General features: G+C 68.3%; 17 protein-coding genes (1 of these 17 running past the window's edge). 4 read left to right on the forward strand and 13 right to left on the reverse strand.

Annotated elements, in window-relative coordinates:
* Window positions 1-472, forward strand: a 472-nt coding sequence (locus BGN95_RS22825) for an AAA-type ATPase lid domain-containing protein (RefSeq protein WP_286774112.1), incomplete at its 5' end; no start/stop codon positions are given.
* 36 nt (window positions 473-508) lie between these two features.
* Here the strand turns inward: BGN95_RS22825 and BGN95_RS22830 are convergent.
* The 6 genes from BGN95_RS22830 to BGN95_RS22855 form a co-directional block, all read right to left on the reverse strand.
* A complete protein-coding gene (locus BGN95_RS22830; RefSeq protein WP_286774113.1) occupies window positions 509-1,201 on the reverse strand; it encodes an HAD family hydrolase in 693 nt (230 codons plus the stop codon).
* A gap of 6 nt (window positions 1,202-1,207) precedes the next feature.
* Complete coding sequence (gene folP / locus BGN95_RS22835) at window positions 1,208-2,263, reverse strand: dihydropteroate synthase (RefSeq protein ID WP_286774114.1); 1,056 nt, start codon at window positions 2,261-2,263, stop codon at window positions 1,208-1,210.
* Between the two features lie 117 nt (window positions 2,264-2,380).
* Window positions 2,381-3,523: a site-specific DNA-methyltransferase gene (locus tag BGN95_RS22840; RefSeq protein WP_284699566.1), complete on the reverse strand. Its 1,143-nt coding sequence runs from the start codon at window positions 3,521-3,523 to the stop codon at window positions 2,381-2,383.
* 241 nt (window positions 3,524-3,764) lie between these two features.
* Entirely contained in the window at window positions 3,765-4,373 is a 609-nt protein-coding gene (gene rnhB, locus BGN95_RS22845) for a ribonuclease HII (protein ID WP_179512737.1), read from the reverse strand.
* Complete coding sequence (thiD, locus tag BGN95_RS22850; protein ID WP_286774115.1) at window positions 4,361-5,500, reverse strand: bifunctional hydroxymethylpyrimidine kinase/phosphomethylpyrimidine kinase; 1,140 nt, start codon at window positions 5,498-5,500, stop codon at window positions 4,361-4,363. Before thiD ends, rnhB begins: the two co-directional genes overlap by 13 nt.
* A gap of 5 nt (window positions 5,501-5,505) precedes the next feature.
* Complete coding sequence (locus BGN95_RS22855; protein ID WP_265313484.1) at window positions 5,506-5,730, reverse strand: DUF1272 domain-containing protein; 225 nt, start codon at window positions 5,728-5,730, stop codon at window positions 5,506-5,508.
* Between the two features lie 98 nt (window positions 5,731-5,828).
* On the opposite strand from BGN95_RS22855, the gene BGN95_RS22860 reads away from it, so the two are divergent.
* On the forward strand, window positions 5,829-7,106 hold the full coding sequence (locus tag BGN95_RS22860) for a Xaa-Pro dipeptidase (RefSeq protein ID WP_286774116.1): 1,278 nt from the start codon (window positions 5,829-5,831) through the stop codon (window positions 7,104-7,106).
* A 105-nt stretch (window positions 7,107-7,211) separates the two neighbouring features.
* Here BGN95_RS22860 and gyrB read toward each other — a convergent pair whose 3' ends face one another.
* The 5 genes from gyrB to BGN95_RS22885 all read right to left on the reverse strand — a co-directional run bounded on the left by gyrB (window position 7,212) and on the right by BGN95_RS22885 (window position 14,568).
* The gene (gyrB, locus tag BGN95_RS22865; RefSeq protein ID WP_265270657.1) at window positions 7,212-9,704 is read right to left on the reverse strand and encodes a DNA topoisomerase (ATP-hydrolyzing) subunit B; all 2,493 of its coding nucleotides are present in this window, start codon (window positions 9,702-9,704) and stop codon (window positions 7,212-7,214) included.
* 51 nt (window positions 9,705-9,755) lie between these two features.
* The gene (locus BGN95_RS22870) at window positions 9,756-11,000 is read right to left on the reverse strand and encodes an MFS transporter (protein WP_286774117.1); all 1,245 of its coding nucleotides are present in this window, start codon (window positions 10,998-11,000) and stop codon (window positions 9,756-9,758) included.
* A gap of 183 nt (window positions 11,001-11,183) precedes the next feature.
* Window positions 11,184-12,230, reverse strand: coding sequence for a DNA replication/repair protein RecF (recF, locus tag BGN95_RS22875; RefSeq protein ID WP_286774118.1), 1,047 nt, complete (start codon window positions 12,228-12,230; stop codon window positions 11,184-11,186).
* Between the two features lie 202 nt (window positions 12,231-12,432).
* Window positions 12,433-13,236, reverse strand: a complete 804-nt coding sequence (locus BGN95_RS22880) for a Coq4 family protein (RefSeq protein WP_265270653.1) — start codon at window positions 13,234-13,236, stop codon at window positions 12,433-12,435.
* Window positions 13,237-13,305: 69 nt separating this feature from the next.
* A complete protein-coding gene (locus BGN95_RS22885) occupies window positions 13,306-14,568 on the reverse strand; it encodes a dicarboxylate/amino acid:cation symporter (protein WP_265313466.1) in 1,263 nt (420 codons plus the stop codon).
* Between the two features lie 126 nt (window positions 14,569-14,694).
* Between BGN95_RS22885 and glmM the strand changes: the two genes are divergently transcribed.
* Both glmM and BGN95_RS22895 read left to right on the forward strand, forming a co-directional pair.
* The gene (gene glmM, locus BGN95_RS22890; RefSeq protein ID WP_265313465.1) at window positions 14,695-16,047 is read left to right on the forward strand and encodes a phosphoglucosamine mutase; all 1,353 of its coding nucleotides are present in this window, start codon (window positions 14,695-14,697) and stop codon (window positions 16,045-16,047) included.
* A 58-nt stretch (window positions 16,048-16,105) separates the two neighbouring features.
* Complete coding sequence (locus BGN95_RS22895; RefSeq protein ID WP_502688342.1) at window positions 16,106-16,696, forward strand: DUF2238 domain-containing protein; 591 nt, start codon at window positions 16,106-16,108, stop codon at window positions 16,694-16,696.
* On the opposite strand, the gene BGN95_RS22900 is transcribed toward BGN95_RS22895, so the two are convergent.
* Window positions 16,693-16,989, reverse strand: a complete 297-nt coding sequence (locus BGN95_RS22900; protein WP_286774120.1) for a TetR family transcriptional regulator C-terminal domain-containing protein — start codon at window positions 16,987-16,989, stop codon at window positions 16,693-16,695. The genes BGN95_RS22895 and BGN95_RS22900 overlap by 4 nt on opposite strands.
* Window positions 16,968-17,023 carry the 3' portion of a TetR/AcrR family transcriptional regulator gene (locus BGN95_RS22905; protein ID WP_502688339.1) on the reverse strand. It continues 253 nt past the right edge of the window, so the window shows 56 of its 309 coding nt (coding positions 254-309); the start codon falls outside the window, past its right edge; the stop codon is at window positions 16,968-16,970. Before BGN95_RS22905 ends, BGN95_RS22900 begins: the two co-directional genes overlap by 22 nt.

A 17,023-nucleotide genomic window follows, 5' to 3' on the forward strand; every position in this document is an offset into this window, starting at 1 on the left:
CCCGCCGTTGCGCGATCGCACCGGCGATATCCCGGCGCTCGCGCGCCACCTGCTCGCGCGAATCGCGCGCCAGCCCGGGCTGCGCCAGTTCGGCATCACCGACGACGCGCTCGCGCTGCTCGTCGAATATGATTGGCCGGGCAACGTCCGCCAGCTCCAGAACGCCTTGTTCCGCGCCGCGGTGCTGTGCGAGGGCGACGCGCTGACGCGGGGTGACTTCCCACAGATCGCCGCGCTCGCCGGGCGTCGCGGCCATCCGTCGCACGCGCAGCAGATCAGCACCTCGGGCGGGGTCACCTTATTCCGCACCGACGGGCATCTGCGCTCGCTCGAGGAAATCGAGGCCGACGTGATTCGCCTCGCGATCGGCCATTATCGCGGCCGTATGACCGAAGTCGCGCGCCGGCTCGGGATCGGGCGCTCGACGCTCTATCGCAAGCTGGTCGAACTCGGCATCGACAACGCGGCCTAACTGGCGGCCGTCACCCCAGCGCAAGCTGGACGACGGTCAGGCGATCCGGTCGATCCACGCCGGCAGATCGGCCAGCCGGTCGAGCGTCGCGAAGCGCGCGCGATCCTCCGGGGGCGCGGCCGCCTCATGCGCCCAGGCGCCGGCCTGCGGGATGAATACCGCCCATGCCCCCGCGGCGAGCGCGGGCAGCACATCCGAGCGCATCGAATCGCCCGCCATCACGCAGCGTTCGGGCCGTGCGTCATAACGCGCGAACAGCCGGCGGAACGTGTCGGGGGTCTTGTCGCTGACGATCTCGATCCCGGCGAACCGGCTGCCCAGCCCCGAGGCGGCGAGCTTGGTTTCCTGGTGGAGCAGATCGCCCTTGGTGACGAGCACCAGCCGCGCACGCGCGGCAAGCTGATCGAGCGTGTCCTCGATCCCCTCGAACAGCTCGACCGGATGCGCGAGCAAGGTCTTTCCCGCCGCCAATATCTCGCGGATCGCCGAAAGCGGCAGCGCATCGCCGCCCAGATCGAGCGCCGCCTCGATCATCGAGAGCGTAAAGCTTTTCGCGCCATATCCATAATGCGCGAGATTGCGCAGCTCGGCCGCGGCCATTGCCTCGCGCGCGATACCGGCGTCGGCGAACGGCGCGAGCATCGCCAGTAACGCCTCCTCTGCCGCGGCGAAGAAGCGCATATTGTGCCAAAGCGTATCGTCGGCATCGAGGCAGATAAGGTCGAGCATCGCGGCTCAGCCTAGCAAGGCGCGATCGCGCAGGCCACGCCACACGCGCAGCGCCTGCACCGTCTCGGCGACGTCATGGACGCGCAGCAGCTGCACGCCGGCCTCTGCGCCCTTCAGCGCCAGCGCGATCGAACCGCCCAACCGCTCGCGCACCGGCGCCTCGTTGGACAGTGCGCCGATCATCCTTTTGCGGCTCGCGCCGAGCATGATCGGGCAGCCGAGCCCGTGGAACAGCGCGAGATCGTTGATCAACGCGAGATTGTCCGCCAGCGACTTGCCGAAGCCGATCCCCGGATCGACCATGATGTGCGCGCGATCGATGCCGGCCGAAACCGCAGCGGCGATCCGCGCCTCGAGCCAGTCGAACACCTCGCCCACCACATCGGCATAGCCGGTGCCGCCGTGCGGCCCCTGTTTCGGATCGGGCGAGTGCATCAGGATCACCGGGCACCCCGCGCGCGCCACGACGCCCGCCGAACGATCGTCCCACAGCAGCGCCGACACGTCGTTGACGATCGTCGCGCCCGCCGCGAGCGCGGCTTCCATCACCGGCGCCTTGCGGGTGTCGATCGAAACCAACGCGCCCGCCGCCGCGAGCCGCTCGATCACCGGCGCGACCCGCTTGGCCTCGTCGCCTTCCCAGACCAGCGGCGCGCCAGGGCGGGTCGATTCGCCGCCGAGATCGATCAGCCCCGCGCCCGCCGCGAGCATATCGATCCCCGCCGCCGCAGCGCCGGCCGGATCGTCATGATGCGCCCCGCCGTCGGAGAAACTATCGGGGGTCACGTTGAGGATGCCGGCGACCACCGGCTGATCGAAACGCAAGATGCGCTCACCCAGCGTGAGCGGCGCGCGCGGCGCGGTGACGCGCTGGTGGAGCAGCGCGGCACGCTCGCCGTGGTTCTGTATGTCGGCGACGGCGACGATCCGCCGGGTGCCGCCTTCGCGCAATTCGTAAGCCGCGAACCACTGCATCCCGCCCGCAAGCCTTACGACCGTGCCCTCGGGTAGCCCGACCGGTGTGTCGACGAAATGGATCGGGCGGAGGTGCAGGTTAGACATTCGTTTCACCGAACTCCCCCGTTCGCCCTGAGCTTGTCGAAGGGCTGTACTTCTTCGTCGGAAGAAAGTGCAGGGCTTCGACAGGCTCAGCCCGAACGGGGAGAGGGAATCTCGTCCCTAAATCTGCGTCGCGAGCAGGTAATTCTGCCGCAGCGCGTCGATCGGCTTAAGCCCGTCCTCGGCCTCATAATGCCAGAAGGTCCAACCGTTGCACGCCGGCGCATTCTGCAAGGTCGCGCCGAGCTTGTGGATCGAACCGATCGTCCCGCATTCGCCGGCAAGGCTGCCGTCGGCGCGAACCGTCGCGCGGAAGCGGCGCTTGGCGTCGGTCAGCACGCTGCCGGCGGGAAGCATCGCATTCTCGACCAGCACGCCGAACGCCACCTTGGGCTGCTGCTTGGGCGACTGCATCGTCGACAGCGCCGATTCGTCGAGCGGCAGCGCGTCGGTGATGCGTTCGATCGCCGCCGAGCAATAGCCCGGCTCGCGCTCGATCCCGATCCAGTGCCGCCCGAGCCGCTTCGCCACCGCGCCGGTCGTGCCGGTGCCGAAGAACGGATCGAGCACCACGTCGCCCGGCTTGGTGCAGGCGAGCAGGATGCGATAGAGCAACGCTTCCGGCTTTTGCGTCGGATGAACCTTCTGCCCGTTGCGCTTGAGCCGCTCCTGCCCGCCGCAGATCGGGAATTCCCAGTCCGAGCGCATCTGCAGCTCGTCGTTGAGCGTCTTCATGCTGCGATAGTTGAAGGTATATTTCGACTTCTCGCCCTTCGACGCCCAGATCAGCGTTTCATGCGCGTTGGTGAAGCGCGTGCCGCGGAAGTTCGGCATCGGATTGGCCTTGCGCCAGATGATGTCGTTGAGGATCCAATAACCGAGATCCTGCACCGCCGCACCGACGCGGAAGATGTTGTGATAGCTGCCGATCACCCAGATCGTGCCATTATCCTTGAGGATGCGGTGCGCTTCCTTCAGCCAGGCGCGGGTGAAGGCGTCATAGGCCGCGAAGGTATCGAACTTGTCCCAATCGTCGGTGACCGCATCGACATGGCTGCCGTCCGGGCGGAACAATTCACCGCCGAGCTGCAAATTGTAGGGCGGATCGGCGAAGATCATGTCGACCGACTTGGCCGGCAGCGCGCGCATCATCGCGATGCAATCGCCCATCAGGATCTGATCGAGCGGCAGCACCGCCGCATCGGCCGCGACGCCGGCATCGACCTGCCCGCGCTTCGCCGCAATCTTCTCGATGACCCCCATGCATACCCCCTTCGTGAAGCGCCAGAAGCGCGAAGGATGTGGAATCCGTCAAGCGATCATTGGTTAACGAACCGCGTTGCGAAAACGTTAACGAAGTGGAACATTACGAGTCCGCCGGCAGATGTTGAGTCCCGCCCGCGTCGCTTGACTCAACATCTCGCGGTGTGACGCGAAAGACTCACCGCCCGGAACGATAGCAATTTTTTTCACCTCAGGCTCATTCGGCACCCCGAATCGCGCCTCACGACACCAAAAAAGCCTGCGCGACCGGCGCGAAGCTGCGTCGATGCAGCGGCGACGGGCCATGTTCGTCGAGCGCGCGCAGATGCGCCGCGCTGCCATAGCCCTTGTTCGAGGCCCAGCCGTAATGCGGATAATCCGCGTGGTGGCGCAACATGATCTCGTCGCGGTGGTGCTTGGCGACGATCGACGCCGCGGCGATCGACAGCGACAAGGCGTCGCCGCCGACCAAGGCGGTCGCGAGATAATCCCAGCGCGGCAGGCGGTTGCCGTCGACCAGCACATGCCCCGGCGCATGGCCGAGCGTCGCCGCCACCGCATCCACCGCGAGCGTCATCGCCTTCATCGTCGCCCAGTGGATGTTGAGCGTATCGATCTCCTCGGCCTCGACCACCCCGATGCCGACCGTCGCGCAGCCGGTGATCCGCGCGCACAATGTGGCGCGGGTCGCGGCGGTGAGTTTCTTCGAATCGTCGATCCCGCGGGGCACGCCCTTGGCGGGCAGGATCACCGCTGCGGCGACCACCGGCCCGGCAAGCGGCCCGCGCCCTGCCTCGTCGACCCCCGCGACGGGAAAGGGGAAGAGGCGCTCGTGCTTCAGTCCGGGCATGTCAGCCGCCATGGCGGGAAACGCCGATTCTCGCCAGCGCTATAAAGGCAGAGCGCATTGCCCGCCGGATCGGCGAGCCGCGCCTCGCGCCACCCCCATGATTGATCGACCGGGTCCGCCACCTCGATGCCCTGCGCGCGGGCAACGGCGACCGCGGCGTCGAGATCGGCCACCTCTATGAACACAATCGCCCGCCCCCCGACTTCAGCCGCCGCCTCGATCGACAAGGTCGTGCCGCCAGCGCTTTCGAATCGCGCATAACGTGCGTCGCTGTCGACGATCGGCGTGAGACCAAGCGCGCGATAGAAAGCGAAGCTCGCGGCATGATCGGTCGCGGGCAAGGTAATCTGATTGGGGGTCGGCGCGCCGAGATCATTGTCGAGCCGTACTCGATGATGCCCCATCGGGCCGTGCCCCGCGCCGAAGCCGGGCGCCTCGCACAGCGCGATCCGCACGAACAACCGCGCGCGCGCCACCGCCTCGGCCAAAGGCAGCCCGCGCGCCACGCCGGTGGCGATCGCGCTGGCAAGGGTGCAGCCGGTGCCGTGGGTGTGGACCGTCTCGATTCGCACCGCCTGCCAGGTTTGGCGCGTGCCGTCCGCGGCGATCAGCGTGTCGGCGATCACATCGCCCGCATCATGCCCGCCCTTGAGCAGCACCGCAGCACCGTGCGCGCGGATCGCCTCCACCCCGCCGAGCGCCGCCGCCTCGGGCAGATTGGGGGTGACGAGCGTCGCGATCCGCATCAGCCGTTCGAACGCCTCGACCGTCGCCGCGTCGGCCAATACCGCCCCCGAGGTCGCAACCATCACCGGGTCGAACACGATCGGCACGCCCGGCAGCGCTTCGAGCACCGTCGCCACCGCCGCGGCGGTCTCGGCCGCGCCGATCATCCCGATCTTCACCGCATCGACCCCGATATCGTCGATCACGCTGTTCATCTGCGCGACGACCATTTCGGGCGGGACGGCGTGGATCGCCTGCACCCCCAAAGTGTTCTGCGCGGTGATCGCGGCGATCGCGGTCATCGCATGACCGCCGAGCATCGTCACCGTGCGGATATCGGCCTGGATCCCCGCGCCGCCGCCCGAATCGGAGCCGGCGACGATCAGCACGCGCGGCGTCATCGCGGTCACCCTTTGAAACGGCGTTCGGTCGCGCCCGGGAATTTCTTCAGCGCCGCGCCGACCCGCGCCGGCCGGTCGAGCAATTCGCCGCCGCAATTGGGGCAGACCTCGTCGAGCTGGTCGGCGCATTCGGCGCAGAAGGTGCATTCGAACGAGCAGATGAAGGCACCGCCCTCATCCGCCGGCAAATCGACGCCGCAGCGTTCGCAATCAGGGCGCATCTCTAGCATGAAGCTGGCATAGAGCGATTTCGAGGCGGGTGAAATCACCTGCCGACTGGGAAATCGCGACAAGCAAGGAACGCGCAGCCGCGAAGGGGGAAGCAAGCATGAGACTGATCGGATTGGCGCTGGCGCTGGCGGCAGCGTCTGGCGCCCAGGCGGAGACGCGCTACGTGCTGGCCGGGCGGCTGATCGATCCCGAAAGCGGCCGCGTGCTGACCAACCAGCGCATCGAAATCACCGACGGGCGCGTCACCGCGGTACAGCCGTGGACCCCGCCGCCGGCGACCGCGGTGCTGATCGACTGGTCGAAGCTGACCGTGCTTCCCGGGCTGATCGATTGCCACACGCATGTCGCCGACGGCTGGGCCGACAGCAGCGACCCGGCCGAGCCGCTCCACCACAGCGCCACCGCGACGATCCTGAAGGGCGCGCGGCGCGCGCGCGAGACGCTGCAGGCCGGGTTCACCACGGTCCGCGACGTCGGGGTGTTCCGCGGGCTTTCCGACGTCGCGTTGCGCGATGCGATCGAGGCCGGCGACGTGGAGGGGCCGCGGATGGTGGTGGCGGGCGCCTATATCACGATCCCCAACGGCGGCGGCGCGGTGACCGGCGCGGCACCCGACGTGCCGGTGCCCGACGATATGAAGCTGGGTTACGTCCGCAACGCCGACGACGCGCGCAACGCGGTCGACATGCTGTTCGGCCGCGGCGCCGATTTCATCAAGATGATCGCCACCGGCGCGGTGCTCGCGGTCGGCTCGACTCCCGGTGCGCTCGAACTGACTCCCGAGGAGATGAAGGCCGCGTGCGACGCGGCGAAGCGCCACGGCAGCTATTGCATCGCCCATGCGCACGGCGCCGAGGGGGTGAAGGCCGCGATCCGCGCCGGCGCGCGCTCGATCGAGCATGCCAGCCTGATCGACGACGAAGGGCTCAAAATGGCGCGTGATTCCGGGGTGTGGCTCGATATGGACATCTTCGACGGCGACTGGATCGACGCCGAGGGGACCAAGGCGGGCTGGCCGGCGGAATATCTCCGCAAGAACCGCGAGACGACCGAGGCGCAACGACAGGGTTTCGCCAAAGCGGTGAAACTCGGGGTGAAATTATCGTTCGGCACCGATGCCGGGGTCTATCCCCACGGGCTCAACGCGCGGCAATTCGCCTATATGGTGCGCTACGGCATGACCCCGATGCAGGCGATCCAGTCCGCCACGGTGGTGTCGGCGGCGCTGCTCGGCAAAAGCGCCGACGTCGGCGCGCTGTCGCCCGGCCATTATGCCGATATGATCGCGGTCGAAGGCGATCCGCTCACCGATATCCGCGCGCTGGAGCATGTCGTCGGAGTGGTGAAGGGCGGCAAGGAGATCGCGCTGCATTAACGCACCGCCGTTCGCCCTGAGCTTGTCGAAGGGCTGCACTTTCTTCGGAAGAAAAGTGCAGGGCTTCGACAGGCTCAGCCCGAACGGGGTGGGTAGGCCGTCGAATCAAACGTCGAGGTTCGCCACCGACAGCGCATTCTCCTGGATGAACTCGCGGCGCGGCTCGACCACGTCGCCCATCAGCCGGGTGAAGATCTCGTCGGCGACATCGGCCTGATCGATCGCCACCTTGAGCATCGAGCGGTTGGACGGATCGAGCGTGGTTTCCCACAATTGCTCGGGGTTCATTTCGCCCAGCCCCTTGTAGCGCTGGATCGCAAGCCCCTTGCGCCCCGCTGCGAGCACCGCCTCGAGCAGTTGCGACGGCCGCGCGACGAGCGTCTCGCCCTTGCCGATCCCCACGGTCGCTGCCGCCTGCTCGCCCTCTTCCTCGTCGCCCGACGTGGTTTCCTCGGCCTGCGGCGCGCCCTTGTTGGGAACGAGCTTGCCCGCCGCCGCGAAGGTTTCGGCCTGTTCAGCAGCCAGCGTGTGGAGCTTGCGCGCCTCGGCCGAAGCGATGAACGCCGCCTCGACGACATGATGGTCGGTCACCCCGCGCCACAGCCGCTCGAAATGGATCCCGCCGTCCTCGGTCAACCGCGCCGACCAGGTCGCCTCGCGATCGCCTGCGTCGAGCCGCCGCGAAACCTCCGCGACGGTCGCCTCGCGTCCGGCGCGGCTCAGCTCGGGATCGAGCGCGCCGGCCAGCGCGAGCGCCTCGATGATCACCGGATCGTAGCGCCGCGGGACATAGCGCATCAGCGTGCGCATCCGCCGCGCATGATCGAGCAGCGCCGCGAGATCCTGCCCCGAGCGCGCGCCGCCCGCGGTTTCGAACACCATCGCGTTGACGCCGGCATCGACGAGATAATCGTCGAGCGCCTTTTCGTCCTTGAGATAGACCTCGGACCGGCCGCGCGTCGCCTTATAGAGCGGCGGCTGCGCGATATAGAGATGCCCGCGCTCGATCAGTTCGGGCACCTGGCGGTAGAAGAAGGTCAGCAGAAGCGTGCGGATATGCGCGCCGTCGACGTCGGCGTCGGTCATGATGACGATCTTGTGGTAGCGCAGTTTCTCGGCGTTGAATTCGTCGCGCCCGATCCCGGTGCCCATCGCCTGGATCAGCGTGCCGATCTCGCGCGATGAGAGCATGCGATCGAACCGCGCGCGCTCGACGTTGAGGATCTTGCCGCGCAGCGGGAGGATCGCCTGGAAATGCCGGTCGCGGCCCTGCTTGGCCGAGCCGCCGGCCGAATCGCCCTCGACGATGAACAATTCGGACTTGGCCGGATCCTTCTCCTGGCAGTCGGCGAGCTTGCCCGGCAGGCTCGCGACTCCCATCACCGATTTGCGGCTCGCCTCGCGCGCCTTGCGCGCGGCTTCGCGCGCGGCGGCGGCGTCGATGATCTTCTGGATGATCGTCCGCGCATGCGCCGGATTTTCCTCCAGCCATTCGGCCATCTTGTCCGCCATCAGGCTTTCGAGCGGCTGGCGCACCTCGGAACTGACCAGTTTGTCCTTGGTCTGCGAGGAGAATTTGGGATCGGGCAATTTGACCGAGACGATCGCGGTCAGCCCCTCGCGCATATCGTCGCCGGTAAGGTTGACCTTCTCCTTCTTCAGGATGCCCGACTTTTCGGCATAGCCGTTGAGCGTGCGGGTCAGCGCCGAGCGGAATGCGGCGAGATGGGTGCCGCCGTCGCGCTGCGGGATGTTGTTGGTGAAGCAGAGGACGTTTTCGTAATAGCTGTCGTTCCACTCCAGCGCGACGTCGATCCCGATATCGTCACGGTGGCCGGTGATCGCGATCGGATCGGGCATCAGCGGCTGCTTGGCGCGATCGAGCCACTTCACGAAAGCGGCGATCCCGCCCTCATAGTAAAGCTCGACCGTCTTGGGCTCCTCGTGCCGCGCATCGGTGAGGAACAGGCGGACCCCCGAATTGAGGAACGCGAGCTCGCGATAGCGATGCTCGAGCTTCTCGAAATCGAATTCGGTGATCTTGAACGTCGCGGGCGAGGGCAGGAAGGTGACGCGCGTCCCCTTCTTCCCTTCGGCCTTGCCGACCACCTTGAGCGGGGCGACCGCATCGCCGTGGGCGAAGCGCATATAATGCTCCTCGCCGTCGCGCCAGATCGTGAGATCGAGCCATTCGCTCAGCGCGTTGACCACGCTGACGCCGACCCCGTGGAGCCCGCCCGAAACCTTATAGGCATTGTCGTCCGAGGTATTCTCGAACTTACCCCCGGCGTGGAGCTGGGTCATGATGACCTCGGCCGCCGAAACGCCCTCTTCCGGGTGGATACCGGTCGGGATGCCGCGGCCGTTGTCTGTGACCGAGACCGATCCATCGGCGTTGAGCATGATGTCGATGCGGTCGCAATGCCCGGCGAGCGCCTCGTCGATCGCATTGTCGGAGACCTCGAACACCATATGGTGGAGGCCCGATCCGTCGTCGGTATCGCCGATATACATGCCGGGGCGCTTGCGCACCGCGTCCAGGCCCTTCAGCACCTTGATCGAGGAAGCGCCATATTCCGAATTCTGGGGTTCTGCCATGCCAATCATATAGGCATTGCGGCGCTGCAACGAAAGCGAAATGGCACGCGATTATAGCGCTTCGCCCTCGCGTCGCTCGGTCAGCGTCAGGAACAGCAGCGCGGCGAGCGCCAGCGCGCCGGCGGCGATCGACAGCGGCCAGGCATAATTGCCGGTAGCGTCGTAAAGCCGGCCGAACATCACGATCCCCGATGCGGTGCCGAACAGCGACATCGTCAGCAGCGCGCCATAGGTTTCGCCATAGGCGCGGAGCCCGAACAGCCGCGCGGTGAGGAACGGCAGCAGATCGTTCTCCGCGCCGTTCATCAGCAGCGCCGCGAACACCAAGGCTGCCAGCCCCGCCACGCCCGATCCCGGCAGCAGCAACCCGGCGAAGGCCGCCGCCGAGATCGCGGCGAAGCCGGCAGCGATCAGCCGTGCCGGAAAACGATCGACCAGCAGCCCCATCGCCAGCCGCCCGACGATCTGGCTCGCGCCGAACGCGGTGACGAGCAACGCTGCCTGTTCGAGCCCGAGCCCGCGGTCGGTGCCGAACGGCGCGAGCTGGGTGATCAGCCCGACGCTGGCGAGGCTGACCAGCGCCACCGCCAGCCCGAGCCGCCAGAAGCGCGCGTCGCGCCGCGCCTCGCGCGCGCTCATCCCGGCGAGCAGCGTTTCGGGCGCGATATCCTCAGCCTCGCCGGCACGGTGGACCGGCGCGACGACGACGCCGCGCAACAGCAGCAGCACCGCGGGCAACGCCACCGCCAGCACCAGCGCGACGAGCACAGCGAAGCCGACGCGCCAGCCGTGCCGCGCGATCACCCCGGCGACAAGCGGCGACAGCACCAGCGTCGAGAGCGACAGCCCCGAGGTCGCGACCCCCAGCGCGATCCCGCGATGCGTGACGAACCGCGCCGCGATCAGCCGGCCATAGACCACCGCGCTCGTCCCCGCGACGCTGAGCGCAAGGCATAGGACGAGCAATTGATAGATCCACAAGGCACCGCCGAGCGTCGCGAAACCGGCCAGCGTCGCGGCGAGCAGCAAGGTCGCGCCGACGATCACCGGGCGGGCGCCGAGCCGGTCCGCGAGCCGCCCGATCGCCGGCACGCCGAGCGCGCCGATCAGCCCGATGCCGGCGGCGGTGGCGATATCGCCACGGGTCCAGTCGAATGCCGCGGTCATCCCGGGCACGAACAGGCTCGACAGATTCTGGTACATGCCCGGCCCGAAGCCGTTGCCGATCATCGCCGCAGCGATCACCCGCCAGCCGCCGCGCCACTCGTTCGGGTGGGCCGCGGCGATCCTTTCCACCCGCTCCATCGGCACAGCGTAGCGGCGTGGCCGGCCGGGTAAAGCCCTGCGGGCATCGTGTGTTACACCGGACCGACCTCTCCCGTTCGGGCCGAGCCTGTCGAAGCCCTGCGCTTCTCTTCCGCCGAAAGAAGTGCAGCCCTTCGACAAGCTCAGGGGCGAACGGACGTTTGTGCGGGCGCGCTAGGCCGTTAACGCGATCCGCGTCGCGTCGGCGTCGATATCGGCGAAGAGCGCAGGTTCGGTGCCGGTCATCCACACCTGCCCGCGCCCGGCGAGCCGCGCGAACAAAGCGGCGCGGCGGCCGGGATCGAGATGCGCCGCCACTTCGTCGAGCAACAGCAGCGGCGCCGCACCGGTGCGCGCCGCGACGAGATCGGCATGCGCGAGCACGATGCCGAGCAGCAGCGCCTTTTGCTCGCCGGTCGAGGCGAGCGCGGCGGCGCGATCCTTTTCGAGATGTAGCACCGTGAGGTCGACGCGATGCGGCCCCGCCAGCGTGCGCCCGGCGGCGGCATCGCGCGCGCGGCCGTCGCGGAGCTGGCGCGCAAGCTGCGCCGCGTCGCCCGCCCAGCCCTCCAGCGACAAGGCGGCGCGCGGGAAATCGCCCGCCGGCTGCGCCGCGAGCCGTGCGGCGAGCGCCTCCACCGTCTCGCGCCGCGCCGCATCGAGCGCGGCGCCGTGTTCGGCCATCCGCCGTTCGAGCGCGCCGAGCCATTCTGGGTCGGGTCGCTCCTCGGCGAGCAGGCGATTGCGGCTGCGCATCGCGGCGTCATAGCGCGCGGCATGTGTGGCGTGGCCGGGATGCAGCGCGAGCGCGAGCCGGTCGAGGAACTGACGACGCCCCGAGGCGGGCTCGACGAACAGCCGGTCCATCGCCGGGGTCAGCCACAGGATCGCCAGCCGCTCGGCCAGCGCGTTTCCCGGCGCGGGTGCGCCGTTGATCCGCACGACGCGCCGCTCGGGGGCGCTCGCCAGCGCACCGGTGGCGATCTCGGTCCCGTCGGCCAGCGTCGCCGCGACCCCGAACCCGCCCGCCCCGCCCTGCCGCGCCATCTCCCCGAGCGGCGCGCGGCGCAGCCCGCGGCCCGGCGCGAGCAGCGACACCGCCTCGAGCACATTGGTCTTGCCCGCACCATTGGCGCCGGTCAGCACAACGAACCCGGGCGCGGGCACGAGCGTCAACGCGGCATGATTGCGGAAATCGGTGAGGACGAGCCGGTCGAGCATTGTGCCCGCCATAGAGTTTGATCCGACGGCGGGGAAGCAGCGGTGACCAGACCGCGAAACGCTCGTCACCCCGAAACGAGGCCGGGGTGACATGGATGTAAAACCGCGAACGATCGATGGAGGGGCAGCGCGCCGAAAGGGAATAAGCGCGCCGTAGCCCCCCCTCCATCGCCTCTCCCGAGGGAGCGGGAGGGTTCGCGGATCAGGCCGCCAGTCGCTGCGGCTCGCCGGCCTCGGCGGTCGCCTGACGGCGCTCGCTGAGATAGGAGGCGAGCTCCGGCCCCAGCTCGCGCTGCGCCTTGAGATAGGCGACCGGCTGACGGATGCCGAGCCGCGCGCGCGCCGCGTCGAGCGGCTCGTGCATCAGCTTGAGATAATCCTCGCCCTGCAGCCATTGCGCCTTGCGGCCGTGGCGATAGCCTTCCCACACCGCCTTGGCGAACAGGGTGCTCTTGGTGACGCGCAGGCTCTTGAGCGCCGCCGCCGCGCCGATGAACGCCCAGCCGAGCCCGCCGACCTGCGCATAGCTGAACGCGACCAGCGCGGCCTCGCCGAGGCTCTCGTCGGCCTTATAGCCGGTCATGATGTGCCAGATGTCGTGGGTGTCGCGGACGCGGCGGCCGAACCAGGCATAAGGATGAACGATGTCCTCGATCTCGCTGCCCTCGCGGCTGACCGCGGCGAGGCCGTCGGCGGAATAGCCGGTCGAAACGAGGAAATCGCGATACGCCGCGCCGACGGTGCCGGGGGCGAATTGATCGGCGAAGCCGGGCTGGGCGAAGATCGTCGCCAGTTCGACGCGCTCATAGGCCATCCGCCCGCCCTCGGGCGTCGCGAGGAACCGCGCATAACCGCGCTCGGTCGATCCGACGTTGAGCGCGCGCATGATGCGGAACACCTGCACCGTATCGTCGCCGTTGGCGAGCAATTTGCGGATCGCCTCGAACGCGGTGCGCCAATCGCGCCGACCGGTCGTGCCGGGAAAGGGAGGAAGGGTAGCGGCCATCGAATCGCTCCTTACTGACAGATATGTCAATAAGGATTGCTCACACCGCTGTCAATAAGCGCCTCGGCGCTATATTTGTTCCACGATCGTATCGGCCTCGTCCTCGCTCACCCGCTGCCCGCGCGCGAGCGTGACGGTGGTGGCGAGATCCCACATGACATTGCCGAGGGTGCGGACGATATCGGGCATCGTCTCGACCGCAACGAGCAGCCCGAGCGGCGCGACCGGCGCGCCGATCGTCGCGCACACCGGGGAGATCGCGCCGACGAAGCTCACCGTCCCCGGCAAGCTGACCGACCCGAGCGAGGTGAGCATCGCGACCAGCGCGCCCGCCGCCAGCGTCGCGGCGTTGAGCGGGACGCCGAACCATTTGGCGACATAGATCGCCACCGCGAAGTTCATCGCCGGGCCGGTCGCGCGCAGGATCGCGACCGCGAGCGGCAAGGTCACCCCGGCGGTCGCCACCGGCACCCCCATCGCGCGCGCGCCCGCCAGCATCGCGGGGAGCGAGGCGAGCGAGGATTGGGTCGAGATCGCCACCGCCTGGGTCGGCAATCCCGCGCGGACATAATGGCCGAGCCGCAGGCGCCCGCCGATCACCGCCAGCGGATAGGCGACGAGCGAGACGACCAGCCCCACCGCCGAGACGATCAGAATATAATGGATCAGCGCGTGGAACGCGCCGCCGCCCGCCTTCGCTCCGACGACGAACGCCAGCGCGAACACCCCGACCGGGCCGATCCACAACACCCAGCCGATCACCACCAGCATCGCATCGCGCACCGCCGAGAAGAAGCGCGTCAGCAGCACGCGCAGATCCTCATCGATCCGCATGATCGCAAAGGCGAAGATCAGCGCGAAGACGATCATCGACAGGAAATTGCTGTCCGCCGAGGCCTTGAGGACATTGGCGGGGACGATCCCGGCGAGGAAATCGCCGATCGCGGGCGCCGCCGGCATCGTCTCCGTCCCGGCGAGCGCGGCGCGCAGCGCGGCGGCGGATTCGGCCGGAAGCGGCGCGATATCGAGGAACAGCGGCGTCAGGAAGGCGGCCGCGATCGCCGAACAGGCCATGACGACGAGATACAGCCCGACCGCGCGCGCCGCGAGGCGCCCGGCCTGTGCCGCCTCGGCGGTCGCCGCGACGCCGGTGACGAGCAGCGCGAACACGAGCGGCACGATCGTCATCTGCAGCCCGTTAAGCCACGCCTGGCCCAGCGGCCGCGCGATCGACACCGCCGGATCAACCGTTTGCGGCGCGAACCCCGCGAGCATGATGCCGATAACGAGGCCGGCAACCAGCGCCAGCAGGATACGGGTTGACGGCGACATGCTGCTCCTTTGGATCGCGCTTTCTTATCTACGGCGCCAGGCCCAAACGCCCTCACGACATTGTCGTGACCGACTTTGGCTCCTAAGCCGCGCTTAGGGAACCGATAGGGGAGCCTGGAACAGGCGATGGCAAGAAAATATTTCGGCACCGACGGGATCCGCGGCCTCACCAACATCACCCCGATGACCGCGGCGATGGCGATGAAGGTCGGGATGGCCGCGGGCACCTATTTCCAGCGCGGCGACCACCGCCATCGCGTGCTGATCGGCAAGGATACGCGGCTCTCGGGCTATATGCTCGAATCGGCGCTGGTCGCCGGCTTCACCAGCGTCGGGATGGACGTGGTGATGACCGGGCCGATGCCCACCCCGGCGGTGGCGATGCTCACCCAGTCGATGCGCGCCGATCTCGGCGTGATGATCTCCGCCAGCCACAATCCGTTCGCCGACAACGGGATCAAATTGTTCGGCCCCGACGGCTATAAATTGTCCGACGAGGCCGAGCTCGAGATCGAATCGCTGATCGACGGCGCCGAAAGCGGCGCGGTGGCGCTCGCGCCGTCGCACCAGATCGGCCGCGCGCGGCGGATCGACGACGCGCAGGGGCGCTATATCCATTTCGCCAAATCGACCTTCCCTTCCGACCTTAGGCTCGACGGGCTGAAAGTGGTGGTCGATTGCGCCAATGGCGCCGCCTATCAGGTCGCCCCTGCCGCCTTGTGGGAGCTGGGCGCCGAGGTGGTGGCGATCGGCGTCACCCCCAATGGCCGCAACATCAACGACGGGGTCGGCTCGACCGCGCCGCAGACCCTTTCCGAAACCGTGGTGGCGAGCGGCGCCGCGATCGGCATCGCGCTCGACGGCGATGCCGATCGGCTGATCGTGGTCGACGAGACCGGCGCGGTGGTCGACGGCGACCAGCTGATGGCGACGATCGCCACCGGCTATGCGCGGCGCGGGGAGCTCGCCGGGGGCGGGCTGGTCGCGACGATCATGTCCAACCTCGGGCTCGAACGCCATCTTGCCGCGCAGGGGCTGGGGCTGGTGCGCACCGGGGTCGGCGACCGTTACGTGCTCGAGGCGATGCGCGCGCGCGGCTATAATGTCGGCGGCGAACAATCGGGGCATATCATCCTCGCCGATTACGGGACGACCGGCGACGGGCTGGTCGCGGCGCTGCAGATCCTCGCCGAGGTGCAGCGCGCGGGCGCGCCGGCGAGCGAGGTGCTCCACCGCTTCGATCCCTTGCCGCAATTGCTCAAGAACGTCCGCTTCGAGCGCGGCGCCAAGCCGCTCGATACGGCATCGGTCAAGGCGGCGATCGCCGAGGCCGAAGCCGAGCTGGAAGGCCGCGGACGGCTCGTCATCCGCGCGTCGGGGACCGAGCCGGTGATCCGCGTGATGGCCGAGGGCGACGATCGCGCGCAGGTCGAGGCGATCGTCGACCGCGTGTGCGAGGCGGTGCGTGCCGCTGCCTGAGACGCGCGGCACATCGTATCTCGCCAGGCTCCGCCGGCTCCCCGCGCGGCAGCTGGCGATGCTCGGCGCGCTCGCGCTCGCGGTGGTCGCCGCCAACATCCGCCAGCCGTTCCCCGAGATCGCGCCGCTGCAGCATATCCCGACGGTGATCCTGCTGCTGGCGGCGCCGGTGTTGCTCGATCGCTTTCCTCTGACGGACCGGTCGGTGCTCGCGCTGACCGCCTTCTTCCTGCTCCACACGCTGGCGGGGCGCTATACCTACTCCAACGTCCCCTATGACGATTGGGCGCGCGCGCTGACCGGGCATGACATTTCGCGGACCTTCGGCGTGGCGCGCAACGAATTCGATCGCCTGGTCCATTTCTCGTTCGGGCTGCTGTGGGTCGGGCCGTTCGCGGAACTCGTGCGACGTCATGCCGGCATGAACCCGAAAGCAGCGATCTGGATGGCGTTTCTGTTCGTGGGCGCGATCAGCGCGCTCTACGAGATCTTCGAATGGCTGCTGACGATGGCCGTCTCGCCCGATCTCGCCGCCGATTACAACGGACAGCAGGGCGATCCGTGGGACAGCCAGAAGGATATGGCTTTCGCAATCGCGGGCGCGGCGATGGCCGGCGTCTTGCTATGGCGGCGTCGGGAGCGTCGCTAGTCGCGCTGGACCTCTCCCCGTTCGCCCTGAGCCTGATGATCCAATAACGCCGCGATCTGGGCCTCGGCGATCGCGCGCGCCTCGGCCGCGTCGAACACTTCGGGCGAGAGGCACAGTTCGAGCCACAGCCCGTCGACCAGCGCGGTGATCGCGATCGCGCTGCGCCGGCAGGCGGCGGGCGGGACGCCGCAATCGGCGAGCAATCCTTCGATCCCGCCGCGGAAATGCGCATATTGCTCGTCGTGGAGCCGCGCCACGTCGTCGCGCGCGATCACCAGCCCCCAGAATGCCACCCAGGTCGCGAGCAAGGCGCGGTCGGAGATCGGC

Source organism: Sphingomonas sp. 66-10 (assembly GCF_001897045.1).
In the GTDB taxonomy this organism is placed as follows: Bacteria; Pseudomonadota; Alphaproteobacteria; order Sphingomonadales; family Sphingomonadaceae; genus Sphingomonas; species Sphingomonas lycopersici.

Excerpts from the sequence above, each read along its gene's own strand:
- BGN95_RS22830 (WP_286774113.1), bottom strand. The coding sequence starts at position 1,201 with ATGCTCGACCTTATCTGCCTCGATGCCGACGATACGCTTTGGCACAAT.
- folP (WP_286774114.1), bottom strand. The coding sequence starts at position 2,263 with ATGTCTAACCTGCACCTCCGCCCGATCCATTTCGTCGACACACCGGTC.
- BGN95_RS22840 (WP_284699566.1), bottom strand. The coding sequence starts at position 3,523 with ATGGGGGTCATCGAGAAGATTGCGGCGAAGCGCGGGCAGGTCGATGCC.
- rnhB (WP_179512737.1), bottom strand. The coding sequence starts at position 4,373 with ATGCCCGGACTGAAGCACGAGCGCCTCTTCCCCTTTCCCGTCGCGGGG.
- thiD (WP_286774115.1), bottom strand. The coding sequence starts at position 5,500 with ATGACGCCGCGCGTGCTGATCGTCGCCGGCTCCGATTCGGGCGGCGGC.
- BGN95_RS22855 (WP_265313484.1), bottom strand. The coding sequence starts at position 5,730 with ATGCTAGAGATGCGCCCTGATTGCGAACGCTGCGGCGTCGATTTGCCG.
- BGN95_RS22860 (WP_286774116.1), top strand. The coding sequence starts at position 5,829 with ATGAGACTGATCGGATTGGCGCTGGCGCTGGCGGCAGCGTCTGGCGCC.
- gyrB (WP_265270657.1), bottom strand. The coding sequence starts at position 9,704 with ATGGCAGAACCCCAGAATTCGGAATATGGCGCTTCCTCGATCAAGGTG.
- recF (WP_286774118.1), bottom strand. The coding sequence starts at position 12,230 with ATGCTCGACCGGCTCGTCCTCACCGATTTCCGCAATCATGCCGCGTTG.
- BGN95_RS22880 (WP_265270653.1), bottom strand. The coding sequence starts at position 13,236 with ATGGCCGCTACCCTTCCTCCCTTTCCCGGCACGACCGGTCGGCGCGAT.
- BGN95_RS22885 (WP_265313466.1), bottom strand. The coding sequence starts at position 14,568 with ATGTCGCCGTCAACCCGTATCCTGCTGGCGCTGGTTGCCGGCCTCGTT.
- glmM (WP_265313465.1), top strand. The coding sequence starts at position 14,695 with ATGGCAAGAAAATATTTCGGCACCGACGGGATCCGCGGCCTCACCAAC.
- BGN95_RS22895 (WP_502688342.1), top strand. The coding sequence starts at position 16,106 with ATGCTCGGCGCGCTCGCGCTCGCGGTGGTCGCCGCCAACATCCGCCAG.